This is a genomic window from Erysipelotrichaceae bacterium 66202529 (genome assembly GCA_017161075.1).
Taxonomy (GTDB): Bacteria; Bacillota_I; Bacilli_A; order Erysipelotrichales; family Erysipelotrichaceae; genus Clostridium_AQ.
In genome coordinates this window covers 1,170,147-1,187,965 of sequence record CP046174.1, presented here as the reverse complement: position 1 = coordinate 1,187,965, position 17,819 = coordinate 1,170,147, and the positions used below count along the sequence as shown (strand labels likewise).

14 protein-coding genes and 1 riboswitch are annotated in these 17,819 nt (G+C 43.2%); all 14 genes read right to left on the bottom strand.

All coding sequences use genetic code 11. The features are described from left to right. Positions 1-498 precede the first annotated feature (498 nt). On the bottom strand, positions 499-1,749 hold the full coding sequence (locus GKZ87_05650; protein QSI25003.1) for an alcohol dehydrogenase catalytic domain-containing protein: 1,251 nt from the start codon (positions 1,747-1,749) through the stop codon (positions 499-501). Position 1,750: 1 nt separating this feature from the next. Continuing rightward, a complete protein-coding gene (gene pfkB / locus GKZ87_05645; protein ID QSI25002.1) occupies positions 1,751-2,689 on the bottom strand; it encodes a 1-phosphofructokinase in 939 nt (312 codons plus the stop codon). Next, on the bottom strand, positions 2,686-3,453 hold the full coding sequence (locus tag GKZ87_05640; protein QSI25001.1) for a PTS mannose transporter subunit IIA: 768 nt from the start codon (positions 3,451-3,453) through the stop codon (positions 2,686-2,688). Before GKZ87_05640 ends, pfkB begins: the two co-directional genes overlap by 4 nt. A gap of 12 nt (positions 3,454-3,465) precedes the next feature. Further along, positions 3,466-5,553: a PRD domain-containing protein gene (locus GKZ87_05635; GenBank protein QSI25000.1), complete on the bottom strand. Its 2,088-nt coding sequence runs from the start codon at positions 5,551-5,553 to the stop codon at positions 3,466-3,468. 27 nt (positions 5,554-5,580) lie between these two features. Next, positions 5,581-6,945: a PTS mannitol transporter subunit IICBA gene (locus tag GKZ87_05630; protein QSI24999.1), complete on the bottom strand. Its 1,365-nt coding sequence runs from the start codon at positions 6,943-6,945 to the stop codon at positions 5,581-5,583. Positions 6,946-7,299: 354 nt separating this feature from the next. Then, complete coding sequence (locus GKZ87_05625) at positions 7,300-8,727, bottom strand: MATE family efflux transporter (GenBank protein ID QSI24998.1); 1,428 nt, start codon at positions 8,725-8,727, stop codon at positions 7,300-7,302. Between the two features lie 16 nt (positions 8,728-8,743). Beyond that, the gene (locus tag GKZ87_05620; protein QSI24997.1) at positions 8,744-9,169 is read right to left on the bottom strand and encodes a MarR family transcriptional regulator; all 426 of its coding nucleotides are present in this window, start codon (positions 9,167-9,169) and stop codon (positions 8,744-8,746) included. Positions 9,170-9,676: 507 nt separating this feature from the next. Further along, positions 9,677-10,159 carry a hypothetical protein gene (locus GKZ87_05615; GenBank protein ID QSI24996.1) on the bottom strand — a complete coding sequence of 161 codons (483 nt, stop codon included), beginning with the start codon at positions 10,157-10,159 and terminating at the stop codon, positions 9,677-9,679. Between the two features lie 726 nt (positions 10,160-10,885). Further along, positions 10,886-12,205 carry a phosphomethylpyrimidine synthase ThiC gene (thiC, locus tag GKZ87_05610; GenBank protein QSI24995.1) on the bottom strand — a complete coding sequence of 440 codons (1,320 nt, stop codon included), beginning with the start codon at positions 12,203-12,205 and terminating at the stop codon, positions 10,886-10,888. 102 nt (positions 12,206-12,307) lie between these two features. Next, positions 12,308-12,414: riboswitch (TPP riboswitch) on the bottom strand. A gap of 268 nt (positions 12,415-12,682) precedes the next feature. Continuing rightward, complete coding sequence (locus tag GKZ87_05605; GenBank protein ID QSI24994.1) at positions 12,683-14,248, bottom strand: ATP-binding cassette domain-containing protein; 1,566 nt, start codon at positions 14,246-14,248, stop codon at positions 12,683-12,685. A 517-nt stretch (positions 14,249-14,765) separates the two neighbouring features. Next, positions 14,766-15,323 carry a GNAT family N-acetyltransferase gene (locus GKZ87_05600; GenBank protein ID QSI24993.1) on the bottom strand — a complete coding sequence of 186 codons (558 nt, stop codon included), beginning with the start codon at positions 15,321-15,323 and terminating at the stop codon, positions 14,766-14,768. A 325-nt stretch (positions 15,324-15,648) separates the two neighbouring features. After that, positions 15,649-16,209 (bottom strand): GNAT family N-acetyltransferase, encoded by a 561-nt coding sequence (locus GKZ87_05595; protein QSI27896.1) that lies wholly within the window; start codon positions 16,207-16,209, stop codon positions 15,649-15,651. Positions 16,210-16,490: 281 nt separating this feature from the next. Beyond that, the gene (gene proC / locus GKZ87_05590) at positions 16,491-17,312 is read right to left on the bottom strand and encodes a pyrroline-5-carboxylate reductase (protein ID QSI24992.1); all 822 of its coding nucleotides are present in this window, start codon (positions 17,310-17,312) and stop codon (positions 16,491-16,493) included. Between the two features lie 65 nt (positions 17,313-17,377). Continuing rightward, positions 17,378-17,641 (bottom strand): transcriptional regulator, encoded by a 264-nt coding sequence (locus GKZ87_05585; protein ID QSI24991.1) that lies wholly within the window; start codon positions 17,639-17,641, stop codon positions 17,378-17,380. Positions 17,642-17,819: the final 178 nt, after the last annotated feature.

Below are 17,819 nucleotides of genomic sequence, written 5' to 3'. Positions count from 1 at the left end.
TGATATATATACTATCAGTGTATCACTAAATACACTTGCAAACAAGCAAACAACTTTGAAATAATCCTTTCAAATACGAAACCTGACAGCTTTGCCCAAACAAGCGTCGCATACATATCGTTATGATCAGCATCTAACTAAGTTCTGAAAGCATTCTTTATAATTCTGTGCCATAATTTTAAAATCAATAAAAAAGCAGATGCTCAGAAAAAACATAAAAGCAGGTATAAAAATTTTTGGTTCAAATCTGTTTATACCCGTCCACACACTTTCTCCATCACTATTAAGTGCTTGCCTGTGACAGCGAGCTGTTACACTTTGATCTCATTTCCTATATGTAGAACTGCAATAACCAGCACAAGACTTAGGCAACCTGAATCAATCCTAATTCCTATGCGTTCCAGCGTTACCTGAAGATAGACGCATATAGCTTTTCCATACAGAAAAGCCGGGAAAATCTCCCGGTTATTTCCTATTCATATATTCGTACTTTATTCGTTACTGAAAGTGCTTCAGCAGCATATTCTCTGCCTCTGCACTCCATAAGCCCTTGTTCTTTTTGCATACGGCATCCAGCTCTTTGAAGAACGGGTCACTTTCCCCCAGCTTACCAAAATCATCAATCGCTGTCATCGGCATGTTAATATGCGTATATACCAGCTTCTTTCCACCTGGTACCTCCGGCAGATTCTTCGTCGTTTCCACAACAGAATCCAAACCACCGACATGTGTAATCATGACCGCAGATTTAATCAGTCCTTTTGCTTCCTTTTCAATCGCTTCCTTCATGTCATCAATCGTTCCTCCGGTGGACCCGATAATTTTACTTCTGGAATAATGACAGTCATACAGATTGATCATAGATGAGAATTTCATATCTGTAGGGCCTGCAAACAGATTCATACAGCCATCATATGCCATGATGCTGTTTCCCATTTCACATACTCCGCGGTTTGGAATATATACGAATACATCATCGTATCCCTTTCCATCTGTCAGCTCCAGCAGCTCCTTAACCTGATCCTGCATGGTAGCAGTATTTACATAAATCAGTTCAACACCGTGTGCAGCCGCTTCCTCCTCGCTGATAACCTCCCTTGCGCGATTGATACGCTCATCATTGATTTCCGTTACCACGATTCGCTTTGGCTTGTTCTCAAAGGTAAGACCATAGCTGATTGCGCCCAGCCCCATCGGGCCGCAGCCTCCCAGGATGATGATATTTCCCCCTGTTTTCGTCCCCATCACATGCTCATAGGTACCAGGAACTGTGTGATAGTTTGTATGATAGCCGCCGATTACACAGCTTACAGGCTCTGCGACACTGCTTGCGAAATAGCCGTCACCTTCAAAGGTCCAAAGACAGCCGGCTTCAATGATATCATTTGGAAAGATACAATACTGTGTATCCCCGCCGCACCACTGATAGGAATAGCCAGGACTTTCCATCTGTCCCGGAATTGCAGGCTGCTGTGCAAATTTCTGTCCGGGCTGAAACTGATCCTGCCATTTCTTCCCTACCTGCACGATATCTCCTGCAAATTCATGTCCGATGATAATCGGATGATCGTATACATCATCGGGAACACGTTTGTGCTTTGCCCCCTGTTTTACCGTTTTCCAGGTTGACATACAGATGCTGTCACTGACAACCTTGACAAGAATTTCATCATCCCTGATCTGCGGTAGCTCAAACTCCTCTAAGCGAATATCATCAACGCCATACAGACGTACTGCTTTTGTTTTCATATCAAATTTCCTCCAGTTTCTGAATTATAACCTGCTTCATCAATGTATCAACCACTGCCTGATCTGCAGGCTGCGTGCCTTTTGTCGTAACAGCTCCCGCACTGCAGGCTACCGCAAGTGCAATGAGCTGTTCCATATCATAGTTCTGTTCCAGGGCGTAAGCGATGGCTGCGACCATGGCATCCCCTGCCCCCACACTGGAATGTGCCTGAATATGTAATGCCTCTGCCTGATAAATACCGGCATTACTCAGGAAGATACTGCCTTCCTTTCCCATAGAGACAACAACCAGGCGGCATTCGTCATTTAACAGGGTTCTCGCCAGGGATATGATTTCCTCATTGGAGCATTCCTGCGAAATACCGAAATAGGTCGCAAGCTCATATTTGTTTGGCTTGATAACATAGGGCTTTGCCTGTATTCCTTCTGCGAACAGCTCTCCATCCGCATCCAGAACAACACGGGCACCCTGCTGTTTGACCAGCTCAATCAGCTCTCTGTAAATATTCTTACGGACACCATAGGACACATTGCCGCTTAAAACGACCAGATCATCCGGTTTGATCAGTGATAAGATTTTTTCTTTCAGCTGCTTAATTTCTGTTTCTGTAATCACAGGGCCTGCTTCATTGAGCTCTGTCAATTCCATATCATGATCCAAAACCTTCAGATTCGTGCGGGTCATGCCTTCCACCCAAACAAAATCGTTTTCAATATGCAATTCGTCCAGCACCTTTTGGATATACTCTCCCGCTGAACCTGCCAGAAAGCCTGTGGCGATACTTTTCCCATGCAGAGCCTGAATGGTTTTGGAAACATTGACACCCTTTCCGCCGGCGTCCTGCATCACATTTTTCAGGCGGTTTAAGCCCTGCGGTATTAGGACATCGACCTCAGCGGTCTTATCAATTGCAGGATTGAAGGTTACTGTAAGAATCATTCCACATCACCTGCCAGAATATCGTAAATTGTATCCACATCGCCTGTGACGACCTTTTCCACCATTTCCATTTCACCAAGCTTTTCTGCGATGTTAGCCAAAATTGCCATGTGATCATCATTTTTCGCTGCAATACCAATCACGATACGGACATTTCCATCCGCCCATTTGATTCCCTCCGGGTAAATCATGACGGCAATTCCTGTCTTTTTTACACAATCCTTGACTTCGTATTCCCCATGCGGAATTGCGATATCGTTTCCGATATAGGTGGTCAAGGAGTGATCCCTGTTCAGCATTCCCTGAATATAGCCTTCTTCGATATAGCCGGAAGCCTTCAACAGCTTTCCCATCGCAATAATCGCCTCATCACTGCTGTCAGCATGGCAATTTAACATAATATTGCTTTTTTCCAGTATATTGTTTTTCTTCTCTTCCTTTTTCTTTCTGAATATCATAATATCCTCCACGATTTGTTCATATTCTTCATCATTCATGAATCCCTGCACGCTATAGCAGCGGACATCCGGGAACTGTTTTTGTATGCGTTGTGTAAAATTACTGTGGGATACCAGGATTTGTGCATCCTCGGGTACTTCGTCAATAGCACAGTTTTTCACGCGGCAGATAATGCCATGTGCTTTCAGTTTTTTCTGCAGCTGGCTTGCGGCCATTGCACTGCTTCCCATTCCGGCATCACAGACAAAGTAAATGTGCAGATCCTCCAGGGCAGGTCGGTCTCTTGTTTTATGAAATAGTCCCATAAGAATTCCTTTCTACAGTGCAACTGCTGTATCAATATAATCCATAATCAGCTGACTCAGCGCTTCCTCTATCTTTTGTTGGTCCTGAGCAATTACCGCATGTAACAGCGGCTCGGATTCCACCAATCCTCTGGAAAAGACAGACAGCAGCTCCTTGCGTATCCTACTGGATTCAGTATGCAGTACCATGACCGCAACAAATTTCAGATTGTGCAGGTCTTCATCCCATGCCGTCTGGGGATATTGCAGAAGTATCTCCATATGATCCACACCAGGTGTCAACGCATGCAGCAATGCGAAATGCAAATCCTGCATAATCACTGAGCCCATCGCTTCCCGCTTTTGTAAGTCTTCGCGAATCTGCCCTGCTGTAATCTCATCACGCCCCAGATATTGCGCACTTTCCATCAGGATATCTGACAGCGTTGTCTGCTGCGTGGTATGCAGGTGAATATGGTCGAGCAGCAATAGGCTTTCTTCACTAATTTTATGAAGCAGCTGAAGCTGTACACGGAAATCGCTGATTGGCTGTGATGCTTTTTTTACAGGTTCCGGTAGTTCCTGAAGTTTTTTGAGTGCAAGACGTATATGCTGGATATCCTGCTGATTGAGCAGAGGAGTCACTACGATAACCTGCCGGTCGGTAACATCCAGGGCAAAGGTGGAAACAAGCAGCTCCGTATCCTCATAGGCATGCTGCAGCACATCCTCCATGGACAGCACCTGCAGGCGGACATCTGGATGAAAGCTTTTCTGAATTCTAGCCGACAGCATGGCACTCACACCTATACCGCTGGCACATACGACACCAATCGGTATAACACGGCGATACGCTGCTGTATGCTTCCCGCGTTCTAGGGAAGCTCCGATATGCATGGTGATAAACCCTGCTTCTGCATCACTGACTGCAACACCGCAATATTTTTCCAAAACAGTGCATGCCCGCTTTGTCTGCTCATACAATTCCTTATATTCTCTTTGAATCTGGGAAAGCAGCGGATTATAAATAGGGAGATCATGCTGAAGCCGTGTGATTGTTGGTGAAAGATGTGTGAGAAGTCCCTGAAAGAGCTCTTCATCCTCCAGCAGCAGATAGCGTTTTTCCTCATCATAGGTCTGCAGCATGGCATACAGAATATCCCGCAGCTGCTGCAAATTCGTATCATCGCTGTTCGCATACTCCACACGGCTGATTTTAGCGCCGCGGATATGCAGAGCGATAAAGGCAATTTCAACCTCCGGAATATCAATATCAAATTCCATTTCAAGTACGGCAGCCATTTGCTGTGCCTGCTGGTAGCTGGCATCATCCTGTACCATGGCAACCACATCACCGCTTTCCTTCAGCTCCTCGTTTTTCAATATCCGCTCCACGGCAATAACAAGATGAATAATCAGACCGATATAGGATGCCTGTGCGTAACGATCAAGATTCAGTTCGTGCTGATTGGTGTGGAATACCTCAAGGATACGTTTTAGAATATCCTGATTCAGCATATTCAGAATCCCGGCATCCTGATGGAGAAAGATTTCACTCAGCAGCGTCGAGGTATCCAGAAAATTTACACGTCCGTAGCTTTCCTGCTTTTGCAAATGCTCCTGTAAAATCTGTGTCATCGCCTTGCGCAGTACCGCTTCCTCTCCCTGAACCTCAACACCGACGCCCGGCTTGCGGATCAATGATAAATCATGCTGTGAAAACCACGGCTCTATACTGTCTAAATCATTTGATATCGTTGCCTCACTTACCTGAAACAAGGCACCGTAATGCAGCAGCTTTTGTACCTCATCGCTTCTAAGCAGCTCAAAGATCAGAAGATGCTGGCGTTCCTCTTTATTCAGATACTGAATCTGCTCGGTATTTAATTCGTGATACAACGCTTCCTTATCCTCTGCAGACCCTTCCATACAGATTCCCTTTCCGGCTTTTGATATCATCCGGACATGATATTCCTTCAGCTCCTCATCGATATGCTGAAGCTCTCTGAAAATGGTGCGAGAGCTGGTCTTCAATCGTTTGGCAAGCTCCTCCACCCTGACATACCCGTCTGCTTCCAATGTGATCTGTAATATTTTCTTTAAACGTGACGAGTATATCATATCGTTATTTCCTTTCTATGATGTTATTTATTTAGTAAGCTCTGCGACAATTTCATCATATTCCTTGCCACCCATAAAGTTGGTGATAGGAAAGATCATTGCATGCGGACAGCGGCTCTTTGCCCGCTCCACAAGTGATTTATGTGTTACGATGACCTCTGTATCCTTTGGTACATCATCCAGTGCAAAATGCTCTACCGTAACGTTCATACCAGCTGCATTCAGCTTCTTTGTCAGTGTAGTTGCCCCCATGGCACTGCTTCCCATACCGGCATCACAAGCGAATACGATTTTACTTACCGTCCCGGACGGCTTTGTTCCCTTTGCTTCCTTCTTCATAGAGCTGATTGCAGCACTGGCTTCCTCCAGTGCAGCAGCATCTGTGTTTTTATTGCTGAATTTCAAAATGAAGGAGGCAATGATAAAGGATACGGCTGCGGCAACAACGACGCTTAGTATCACACCGATATAGCTATCCTTGGCACACATACCCAAAATGGCAATGATACTTCCCGGAGATGCTGCGGACACCAGTCCGGAGTTAAAGACGCTGTTGATAAAGACACCGGACATACCACCTGCCATAACAGCCAGAACTGTCAGCGGATTCATTAGTACATATGGGAAATAGATTTCATGAATACCTCCCAGGAAATGAATGATAACCGCACTTGGCGCACTGCTTTTGGCTGCCCCTTTACCAAAGAAGCTGTAAGCCAGCAACAGACCCAGACCAGGCCCAGGATTAGCTTCGATCAGGAAGAAAATCGACTTACCGGCTTCCGCCACCTGATCCATTCCCAGTGGTGTAAAGACACCATGGTTGATCGCATTATTTAGAAACAGAATCTTCGCCGGCTCTACAAACAGTGAGGTGAGCGGCAGCAGACTTCGTTTTACCAGAAAGTCAACACATACTACCAGAACATCCTTGATTCCCACACAAAGCGGTTCGATTGCCAGACATCCGAATACGGCAAGCAGTGCTCCAAGAATACCGGCTGAGAAATTATTAACCAGCATCTCAAAGCCAGCCGGAATCTTTCCTTCAAATATTCCATCGACCTTTTTCATCAGCCAGCCGCCTAAAGGCCCTGCAATCATAGCACCGATGAACATCGGATCCTCCGTTCCTGCCAGAATACCGATTGCAGCAGCGGCACCAACCACACCACCTCGAACATCATATACCATCTTACCTCCGGTATAGGCAATCAATGTCGGCAACAGGAAGCGCTGCATTGGCGCAACCATCTGTGCAAGTGTTTCATTCGGCAGCCAGCCGGTTGGAATAAATAATGCAGTAATAAATCCCCAGGCGATGAATACTGCGATGTTGGGCATGACCATTCCACTTAGGAAGCGGCCAAACCTTTGTACGTTTTCTTTCATAATTAGTTCCCTTCTTTCTGTAAACCTTTCCTCTTTACACTTACAGTATAAAAGGGGGAGTGAGGAAAAACAACGAAATGAAATTCATGTTTGGCACAGCAGTGCATGACATTTTTTAACAATCTCAAATAAGCCTTTATTTGTCAGGTTTCTATTGTTTTTATTACTGTTATTATACTATGAAAACGCTATCCTGAATAGAGCTGTTAACGTAAAGCTGTTTCATATCTGCCACATATATCCGAATTTTTTATCCGATTTCTTATAGTCGCTCATATCTTTTCTATAGTGTGGAAGAATTCTTAGATGTAGTAAAAAAAAGATGCCGAAGCATCTTTATTTGCTATATAGAAATCAGGCAAGTGTCTCACTGTACACGCCAAGCTCCTCACCAGTCTCCTGGGCTATCTGCACATCCAGCTTTTTCATTTCATGATGGATAAAGAAGAAAATGATAACAGCACTCGTGATATCCGCAATCGGCCCGGCGTACAGGATTCCATCCAAACCGAAATGCAGCGGCAGAATCAGGATCAATGGAATCAGCAGCACAAGCTGTCGCAGGGAAGACAGGATACTTGCCTTCATCGGCTGTCCGGTTGCCTGAAAATATGAGGTTGATGTCACCTGAAAGCCTGCACAAAATACACCAAGATCAAAAATTCGCATAGCCTTGATTGCAAAGCTTGTAAAATTAGCATCCGCACTTCCAAACAGCATCAAAATGATATGCGGAATCAACATGAACATCGCCCAGCCAACCGTAGTAACTGCAGTTGCCGTATTGCTGGCCAAGCGGTAACACCGCTTTATGCGCTTTGGCTGATTGGCTCCTCTGTTGAAGCCCAGAATCGGCTGTGCTCCGATACCGATTCCGATACAGATGGAAACGATAATCATAGATATCTTCATAACGATCCCCATCGCAGATAACGCTACATCTCCTGTAACCGTCGTTTGATTTCCATAATATACAAGAGAATTATTCATTGCAATCTGCAAAATAGTAGAGGATAGCTGCGTAATGCAGCTGGAAATCCCCAGAGAAAATGCCATTTTACATATGGTCGGATTCAAACGGGTATGCGTCAGACGCAGCCGCATATTTCCCTTCCGCATAAAGTAATACAGCAGTACCACAGTGGCAATGATCTGTGAGGTTATGGTTGCGATAGCAGCCCCCTTCACACCCCAGTGAAATACGAAAATATAAATCGGATCGAGTATACAGTTCAATAAAGCACCCGCCACCATACTGTACATTGCAACATTGGGACTTCCGTCACAGCGTGCCATGTTACTAAGACCGATCCCCAATAAATTAAATACTGTACCGAGCAGAATAATACTCGCATAATCCCTGGCATAGCCCATATTCTTTGGTGTTGCGCCAAAAATTGTCAAAATCGGATCCAGAAAAACCAGACCAACCACCATCAGAACAATCCCAATTCCTACAAGCAGTATAAAAACATTTCCCAGTGTATTCTCCGCTTCGTCTTCCTTTTTCTCCCCTAGCTTGATTGCCGCATAAGCACTGCCGCCTGCCCCCAGCATCGTTCCCACAGCTAAGATAATTGTGACAATCGGAAAAGCAACCGTTGTTGCCGCATTTCCAAGATAACCGACTCCCTGTCCGATAAATATCTGATCTACAATGTTATAAACTGCATTGACCAGCATTGATATGACAGATGGAATCGCAAATTTCATTAACAGTCTTCCAATCGGCTGATAGCCGAGCGGATTTTTTGTTTTCATTTTCTTCATAGTTTGTTCCATAATTGTGCACTTCCTCTCATCGTTTCATATACAGTGTCGCATTCTCAGCAATTCGTTCCAACAATTCCTCTGCCTGTCTTTTTTCCTGCTCTGTCAATGTGCGACAGAGAAACCTATTCCAATTCGCAAGCATATCCTGGATCACGGGAACCAGCGTTTCCCCCAGCGGTGTCAGATACAGCTGAACACTTCTGCGATCACTGCTTCTTGTTTCCCGTCGAAGATATCCCAGCTCTTCAAGCTTTTTGACTGCCCTTGCACAGGTTCCCTTATCGAAGCTTCCTGTTTCTGCCAGCTCAAACTGGCTGATCCCAGGCTGCTCATAAATCCGCATTAGAAAAAACTGCTGTCCGCATCCTATATGATACGGTGCCAGGGTCTCATCGAAATAGGCCTGTGAGCTGCGATATACAATTGAAGTATGTTTACTGATATGTGCCATTGCTTTACCTCTCATAAAAAACAACTACCATAGTATACCAGATAATAGTTGCATGCGCAACAAATTATATGTAATATTAACCAGGTAGGAAGCGGTACTCTTAATAGCGTCATGAAATCTCTTTGTATGTATGAGAAAAGCACTCTAAAGAGGACATAGAGCGTGTTTGGATATCAAGCACATACGGGATAACAGCTGCAGGGTTATCAAGGGGAATACTGACATCAGTATTGCGTTAGCGCTTCAGCACATATATTTCCAGAAGCAGCTTTCCCTTTTTGATATATATGTATCCTTTACTTGTAAAAGGAAAACACTGTCACTTAACTTGCATTAACACTTCATCAGCTTTTATTACCTGAAGTCAATTACTGCTTCATACTATGTGTGTTCATCCTTGAAAAGGGCAGAAAAAAACCATAGCCGGTGAAATGCATCCACAAGGTACTATGGCTTCTTCAAGTACTACAGAGCGCATTTTTACAATGCTTCCACGTGCTGGATATGTTAAACGAGAGATGCTGCAGCCTTCAGCTCACTTTCCAACAGCTTCATGATATATGGATTGCTATCCTCATGCAGTGTAAGCAGAAAAGCCATATAGCGGCATTTTTGATAAACAACCTCATCCATTTCAAATGTATATCCCATCCTGCATTTCGGATTACAGTCCTTGGGATCGAGCAGTCTTTTGCACACAGAGGCTTTTCTGATTTCCTTTTTAATCTTTTCCGGGAAGGTGTTCAGAAGCTTTTGATATGCATGAATATGTTCCGCAAAAACACGTAGCTTCATCCCTGATTTACGACTTACAAAGGTGGCTAGTGTCCGTTTTGATTCCTTTTCTATATAAGAGACTACATAACCGCTTTTTGCCTCTTTTATATCACATTTGCAGCCCTGCCGCAGCAGCTCTTCGTGAATCTCTGAAACAAACTCCTGAAAACGCATGTCTACTGTTGTTAAAAATAAGTTAAATTTCTCATCCATACCGATACTCACTTTCCCTTTCTCTTTTTATCATTGTAATCATAATCTCCTGTTTCTTCCTCTCATTTTCCGCCGGATACGGATAGCTGAATATTGATTACACAAGGAGATTCCAAACAAACATCATATATACAATGATGATAATACCGAGTGTTTTAAATAATTCTTTATAAACAACTCTATCTAAAAACCAGGCATCTTGCATCTATATGATACTACAGTAAATGCAATTTGCCTCGTGGTAAGATATGGAAATTTATTACTTATAATATAGGTAGAAGAATGCTTTCATGGACAAGTATGCTTCTGTTCACGTCTTAGCTTAATCATATGCATACAGAGAGTGTGATCTATGCACTCGGTTTAGAGTAGGTATACCTCATGCTGTTATATATTGCTCACCTCATGCGAATAAAAGGCAAGATATCCGACAGGAGCTGCAATTACCGTAACCGGTTATATATTGCTAACCCCATGTGATTAAAAGGCTTTGTGCTGCTTGCATATACTTGCTTTCCATGGACATCCTACTGAACCCTCAACAATGTAGGGGCACCTATGTAGAAAACGGTATCTGTGAACGCGTACAGACACCGTTGTCTTCAATTTATACGATCTGCTGCATATGTATAATATCCTATTTCTTAGTTCAGCATGAAAGAATATTATTATGCATAGCAATTCTTAACGTATAAAGCATATAGAATCTGTTGCCCTTTCATTCTGTTAATGTACTGCCTGTTCATCCTCCATGATATCTACATTTTCTCCTCGCAGAATCTTATTCATGTTGCGGATAGCACACATTTTACCGCACATCGTACAGGTATCCTCCCGTTCCGGTGTAGATTGTGCCCGATATGTCCTGGCTTTTTGCGGATCCATGGAAAGAGAAAACATTGCTTCCCAATCCAGGTTTCCGCGTGCCTCTGCCATGCTGTGATCCCAGTCGATTGCCCCCTTTACTCCCTTTGCAATATCCGCAGCGTGAGCCGCTATTTTACTGGCGATAATTCCCTCCTTTACATCTTTCACATTGGGAAGCCGCAAATGCTCAGCCGGTGTAACATAGCATAGGAAGCTGGCGCCATAGGTTGCCGCCAAAGCGCCTCCAATAGCAGCCGTGATATGATCATAGCCTGGCGCAACATCAGTGACAATAGGCCCCAATACGTAAAATGGTGCCCCCTTACAGATCGTTTTCTGAAGCTCCATATTTGCCTGTATCTGGTTAAGCGGCATATGTCCAGGGCCTTCCACGATAACCTGTACATCCTGTTCCCATGCACGCTGTGTCAATTCCCCTAAAGTAACAAGCTCTTCGATTTGTGCTATATCACCGGCATCCTTTAAACAGCCAGGACGGCAGGCATCCCCTAGAGAAAGGGTGACATCATGCTGTCTGCATATGTGCAGGATTTCATTAAAATGCTCATAAAACGGATTTTCATTACCGGTGATTTCCATCCATGCAAAGATTATGGAGCCTCCTCGTGAAACAATATTTGTCATACGCTTCTGTTTTTTAAACCGGGATGCAGTCTGCTTGTTAATACCACAGTGAATAGTCATGAAATCAACACCATCCTCTGCATGCATACGGAATACATCCAGCCATTCCTGTGTTGTAATATCTTTCAAAGCCTTATTATAATAAACCACTGCATCATAGATGGGGACAGTTCCAAGGATTGCCGGGCACTCTGCCACCAGCTTTCTGCGAAATGTCTGCGTGTCCCCAAAGGAGCTAAGATCCATGATGGCCTCTGCTCCCATAGCAACAGCGCTTTGTACCTTTTCCATTTCCATATCAAGATCAAGACAATCCTTGCTTGTCCCCAGATTCACATTGATTTTGGTTTTCAGCATATGCCCAATTCCATACGGCTTCAGACAAGTATGATGCTTATTCGCCGGAATGACCAGTTGCCCAGCAGCAACAAGTCTGCATACCTCTTCCTCCTCCATCTGCTCATAAGCAGCGACAGCCTTCATTTCTCTGGTGATGATATGCTGTCTTGCAGCATCCATTTGTGTAGTATACATGTTGTTTATCCTCCTGTAAATGTAAAAAAGCTGTACGCCTGCTACGGTGTCAGCTTTTCATGATTTCTTTCGGATGACAAACAGAAACAGTCCTGCTCCTGTTGTGCTTTCGCAATAAAATCCCTACGCCGGCATTACCCGTATCAGGTTCCTTGGGTCCCGGATCAATATCCGATCTCAGCCATGAGTAGGCACCCCATTTATCTGTACGAAAATATTACAACACAGATTTCTGATTCTGTCAATGATGTTTAGCTTTCTATGCTTACGACTTCCCTTCATGTTTTAACATGATGTTTCCTACTTTCCTATCACCTTATATACGTTATATAATGCTTACAGCTTCATGTCATCCTATCGTTCGTATATGATACAGTGTAGCTGTAGCAGTGAATTTAGAAGCCATTACAGCCTGTCTCTTTTTACCGATTTACCATAACAAATGAAAATCCTGTTGCACAGTAAACGATTTAATTATCAAAGCTGTAGTTCTTCCAGAAAGTGGTCTGTGTCCTGCTCATACAGCCTTCCCTGCTCAATCAAAAGCACATGGTCGAATACTTCACGAATGAACAGCCGGTCATGGGATACTGCCAAAATGCAGCCGGTATAATCCTTCAGAATACGACGAACAACCGGTGCGCTCAATGGAGACAAATTGCGGGTTGGCTCATCAAGCAAAAGGACATTACAGCCGCACTTGATGAAACGAAGCAGGTATAGTTTAGCCTTTTGTCCTTCGCTCAACTGTGTAACCGTATGCTCCATCTCTTCCCGTGTAAACTTCATTCTTCCAAGCAGCTCTCGTGCTCTTGTCACATCCCTGGCATCTCCGGATTCCTGCAGAAAGGTTACAGGTGTATCCTGTTCAAGGAAAGCATCCGCATAATTCTGCGGCATATAGCCCAGTTTCATATCATTGACTGTACGCAGCTTTTCATAAATCTGTTTCATAAGCAGACTTTTTCCGCTGCCATTATCTCCGACAATCACCTTTTTCTGTTGCCCGTAAAGGGATATGTGAATTTCTTTAAGCAGTATTCTATCGTTTATCTTCAATGCAGCTTGCACGTATTCGAGGATACGGCGTCCTTTTGGAAATCCGTCCCCTTCAAAATACACATCAATCGCTTCTTCAACACTGTCCGCATGGGCAAAGCCTTCTTTTTCCAGTCTATGCTCCTGTGCCTTCAGATTTTTCATTTTAGTTTTTAAAGCTGCCGCATAAAACGGACTGCGTACGGTATCATTTTGTGCATCATGCACGGCATTCATAAAATCGTTCAGCTTCTGCTTCTTCTTTCGGTATTCGCGTTGCTGACGGGAAGCCTCATGAGCTTCCTTTTGCAGACGGTTAAGACGCTGCTCAACATAAGCAGAATACGTACCATGATAAATCGTATGCCGGCACTGCGTTTTCTTATTCAGCTGTTCCAGATGCAGAATGACCGTTGCACAGCGATTCAATAGTGTTTCATCATGGGAAATAAAGAGAACAGGAATATGCAGGTTTACTAAAAAAGCTTCCAGCCATTGCAATGTATGAATATCCAGATCATTCGTTGGTTCATCGAGAAGAAGCAAATCCGGCTTGCGCATCATGAGCTTTAAAAGACGCAGCTTCACCTTTTCACCGCCGCTCAGTGTCCTTATTTTCTGTTCTCCATAAAGAAAGTCACTTTTTAATCCCAGCTCAGCACATAGTGCTTCCATGCCCTGCAAATCATTGTATTGTTCCGGCTGGATTTCATCCTTACTGTGCTCCTTCAGTAAATATTCAAAAAGAAAAGCATCCTCCCATGTGCTGGAAAGCTGCTGTTCAAAATATCCTGTTTGTTTATAGTCTGTGTCTATTATCCCACTCACTGCTGCATAATCCTCTATGAGCTTGCGGTTGTATATTGCTTTCAGCAAGGTAGATTTTCCATTCCCTTCCTCGCCGATAATTCCTACCTTATCGTCATTTCCCAGGGAATAATTCAAGTCCTCTATCAGTGTGTGTTTTTTACTATCTTGAATTGTGATATGCTTTAGTATAAGCATGAGCATCGCCTCCTTAAAAAGCAGGCAGTAAGCAGATAATTGACGCATACGAAAACAGTTTATTTTAAACATTTCGATTGCAGGGTCGATTATCTATTTGCTCATTCTCTCACACTCCGTTCCCCTTTATTTTATGCAAGTATCTACAATCTGTCAATACGAAAACATCGTTTATCCACTTTTCTCATGAAGCACATAGGTTAGTGATAATGGAAAAAAGCAGGTATGCAGTGTTTTAGAAGGACAGAAATGAAAGCTATGCTCATGCCTAGAAAGAAGCGATTCCTAAGGGCGTAAGGATGAGGAACTATATGATTTAGCTCCCGTAAAAGTATTCCTTCACCAGCGAGTGGAAAGGAATAGCTTATGTTTCCTACAGCTTGCTCTACATATGGTCATAAACAAATAGACGACACAAGTGAATTCGTCTATTTGTTTAACAATCTTAATTTTACTTATTGCTTTCTTACATATGGTATGCCCTCTTTATGTCACAGGATTACCAGAGAAATACATTCTATTTCCGAGTTGCTTCCTCTTGCTTGTTCTGTTCCCATTCCTCTTTTGTAATAAAAAGGACATGCTCGGTCAATGTCTGATGAATCAACGGCCATTCTTTGATGTCACTGCGCAAATAATGAAAGCCGCATTTCTCCTGTACGCGTCTGGATTTATCATTCCCGTCAAAATATCCGCACCATAGCTTTTTTAGCTGACAGTCCACAAAGCCATAGCGCATCAGCTCTTTTGTTGCTTCGGGAATCAATCCCTGTCCCCAGTATGGTTCCCCAATCCAATATCCGATTTCCCCTTCATTTTCTGCAATCGACAGATTGCTCTGTTTTCCAATCATCAGACCGATACTGCCGATTGGTTCCATCGTTTCCTTTAATACAACCGCAAATGTATTTGGTGCGGATAATACAGTACGTATAATTTCACGACTATTCTCCACACTCTCATGCACCGGCCATCCGGCTTTTGGCCCGATATTCGGATTTTGGGCATATTTGTAACAGCTCTGTGCATCCTCAACCTGCCATGGTCGAAGGATTAGCCGCTTTGTTTCCAGCATAAAATCACTCTTTTCTATGATTCCCTTTATTATAGCAGATTCTTTTTTCTTAGCAAGAGCCTTTTTACAGATTTTTACTCTCGTATGAGCCTTTAAAACAGACCATTTATTCCATTATGTCAACATACTTCTATAATAATAAAATAGAAAATTACTATTAGTTAAAAAGCTAATGCTACTAAGCTGTATTTTTTTGCTTACCAGCATGTAATTTTTTCTGCTGCAGCCATAATTACAAGATTCTTACATCATTCCGCATTTATCCAAAGCTTTATCATTTTGTAAGGACGGAATTTATTAGTTAATGAGAAGAATTTATTATAATTTATAGGTTTCTTGCATTGGTTTCTTGATTTGATTGCTCCCACTCTGTGCGTGTAAGATACATGACATGACCAATCAAGGTCTGATGAAGCAACGGCCATTCCCTGACCTCACTGCGCAAATAATGGAAGCCGCATTTCTCCTGTACGCGTCTGGATTTATCATTCCCGTCAAAATATCCGCACCATAGCTTTTTTAGCTGACAGTCCACAAAGCCATAGCGCATCAGCTCTTTTGTGGCTTCAGGAATCAATCCCTGTCCCCAATATGGTTCCCCAATCCAATATCCGATTTCCCCTTCATTTTCTGCTATTGACAGATTGCTCTGTTTTCCGATCATCAGACTGATATTGCCGATTGGTTCCGTCGTTTCCTTTAATACAACCGCAAATGTATTTGGTGCGGATAATACAGTACGTATAATTTCACGACTATTCTCCACACTCTCATGCACCGGCCATCCGGCTTTTGGCCCGATATTCGGATTTTTGGCATATTTGTAACAGCTCTGTGCATCCTCAACCTGCCATGGTCGAAGGATTAGCCGCTTTGTTTCCAGCATAAAATCCCTCTTTTCTATGATTCCCTTTATTATAGCAGGTTCATTATAAAAGAGCTTCACAAAATATTGTAATTTTATCATGAAACGCTTCGTTTCTTAAAGGCGTATACCTTATACTTTATCAAAGATTTATGTAAAAGATATCGCTACCTGAGAAAATTAGTGCAAAAAACACAGCCAATCCAATATCGGATTGCACTGCGTCTTATTGTCGATTCTCTTGTAAAAAATAAATCATATATATAATCAGATGAGAAATGAAGCTGTTACCTTCACAGCTCTTATTTTAGTCGGTATTGTTCAATTGTATTGATTGCTGAAATCAGAGTATTGCGAAACCCCAGCCGTTCAAGCTCTGCAACCCCCTGTATAGTTGTACCCTTCGGGGCACTGACGCGATCCTTTAAAACAGCAGGATGCATACCCTGCACCATCAGCTGCTTTGCAGTACCTGTCAGCATTTGTTCACATAACCGATACCCTGCTTCCCGTGGAAGTCCATACGCAACCGCTCCATCTCCTACAGCCTCCACAAACATGGCCGCAAATGCAGGCCCGCATCCTGCCACTGTGGCTCCTATGGTCATTTGTTCGCTATCCAGTTTTTCAATGAGTGCAACGGAAGATAATAACGCTTCTACAAGTGCCGCTTCTGCTGCATTTAGTGAATTGTGCTGTTCCCATAAAATAATTCCTTCACATACAGATACCGGCATATTGGGAATGATACTCAGATGGTGTGTCTTTGGTAATAGCAGCAGCTCATAGGTATCATAAAACATACCTGCAGCGAGAGAAATGACAATTTTATCAGAAAGAAGCTCTTTCACAGAGCCTAAAACCTCCGGAATTTGATCCGGCTTGATTGCTATAAGGATGATATCACTTTGTAGGATGGTATCTTCCGCTGTTTTGCAGGCATGCATTCCTCTGATTTCAGTATTATGCTTCAGCTTTTCCCAATGCTGTGCACATGCATACAGCTGCTCCTTTTTTACAATACCGGCTGCAAGCAACCCGTCAGCCAGTGCCTGCCCCATGCTTCCAAACCCGATAAACCCTATTTTCTCTTTCAAATAATCACCTCTGTATATCGTATGCATAAAAACAGCAGTCTGGTACTATTGGTTTTAAAATAGTCCCAAAGCTGCGCTTTCATTTTACCAAATTAGTTTTTCCACCGCTTTAGCGTAGGAAAATACTGCCGCATCATTTCTCTTGCTGTATCCTCGCTCATAGCCGGATTTTCCTTTACCATGATTGGCACACAGAATGCAATCATTTCCTCCATTGTGCAATCTGATGTAAAAGCCCCGTTTTCATAACAGTATTTACAATAATCCTTTGACTTGGAACCATCCTGTTCCGTACCGTAAAGCTCATTTGTATCTCCCATTGGCATTCCACAACACTGACAATATTTATCTTCCATGATATGTCCTCCTTTATGGCGCTATCATACCATGGTGAATATGACAGCAGTGTGTCCTATTCAAAGAAAACATCTGCTATTTTTCTTATAGAACTAAGTAGCCATATAGAAATTATAAACGTATTACGTTAGCCGTTTCGTTGACTTACAAGTGATGTAAAACCATCTGAAGGAAAAA

Coding starts and splice junctions, on each gene's coding strand:
- GKZ87_05585 (QSI24991.1), bottom strand. CDS start 17,641: ATGGAAGATAAATATTGTCAGTGTTGTGGAATGCCAATGGGAGATACA.
- GKZ87_05620 (QSI24997.1), bottom strand. CDS start 9,169: ATGGCACATATCAGTAAACATACTTCAATTGTATATCGCAGCTCACAG.
- GKZ87_05625 (QSI24998.1), bottom strand. CDS start 8,727: ATGGAACAAACTATGAAGAAAATGAAAACAAAAAATCCGCTCGGCTAT.
- GKZ87_05635 (QSI25000.1), bottom strand. CDS start 5,553: ATGATATACTCGTCACGTTTAAAGAAAATATTACAGATCACATTGGAA.
- GKZ87_05640 (QSI25001.1), bottom strand. CDS start 3,453: ATGGGACTATTTCATAAAACAAGAGACCGACCTGCCCTGGAGGATCTG.
- thiC (QSI24995.1), bottom strand. CDS start 12,205: ATGTATACTACACAAATGGATGCTGCAAGACAGCATATCATCACCAGA.
- GKZ87_05630 (QSI24999.1), bottom strand. CDS start 6,945: ATGAAAGAAAACGTACAAAGGTTTGGCCGCTTCCTAAGTGGAATGGTC.
- GKZ87_05600 (QSI24993.1), bottom strand. CDS start 15,323: ATGCTGGAAACAAAGCGGCTAATCCTTCGACCATGGCAGGTTGAGGAT.
- proC (QSI24992.1), bottom strand. CDS start 17,312: ATGCATACGATATACAGAGGTGATTATTTGAAAGAGAAAATAGGGTTT.
- pfkB (QSI25002.1), bottom strand. CDS start 2,689: ATGATTCTTACAGTAACCTTCAATCCTGCAATTGATAAGACCGCTGAG.
- GKZ87_05595 (QSI27896.1), bottom strand. CDS start 16,209: ATGCTGGAAACAAAGCGGCTAATCCTTCGACCATGGCAGGTTGAGGAT.
- GKZ87_05615 (QSI24996.1), bottom strand. CDS start 10,159: ATGGATGAGAAATTTAACTTATTTTTAACAACAGTAGACATGCGTTTT.
- GKZ87_05605 (QSI24994.1), bottom strand. CDS start 14,248: ATGCTTATACTAAAGCATATCACAATTCAAGATAGTAAAAAACACACA.
- GKZ87_05650 (QSI25003.1), bottom strand. CDS start 1,749: ATGAAAACAAAAGCAGTACGTCTGTATGGCGTTGATGATATTCGCTTA.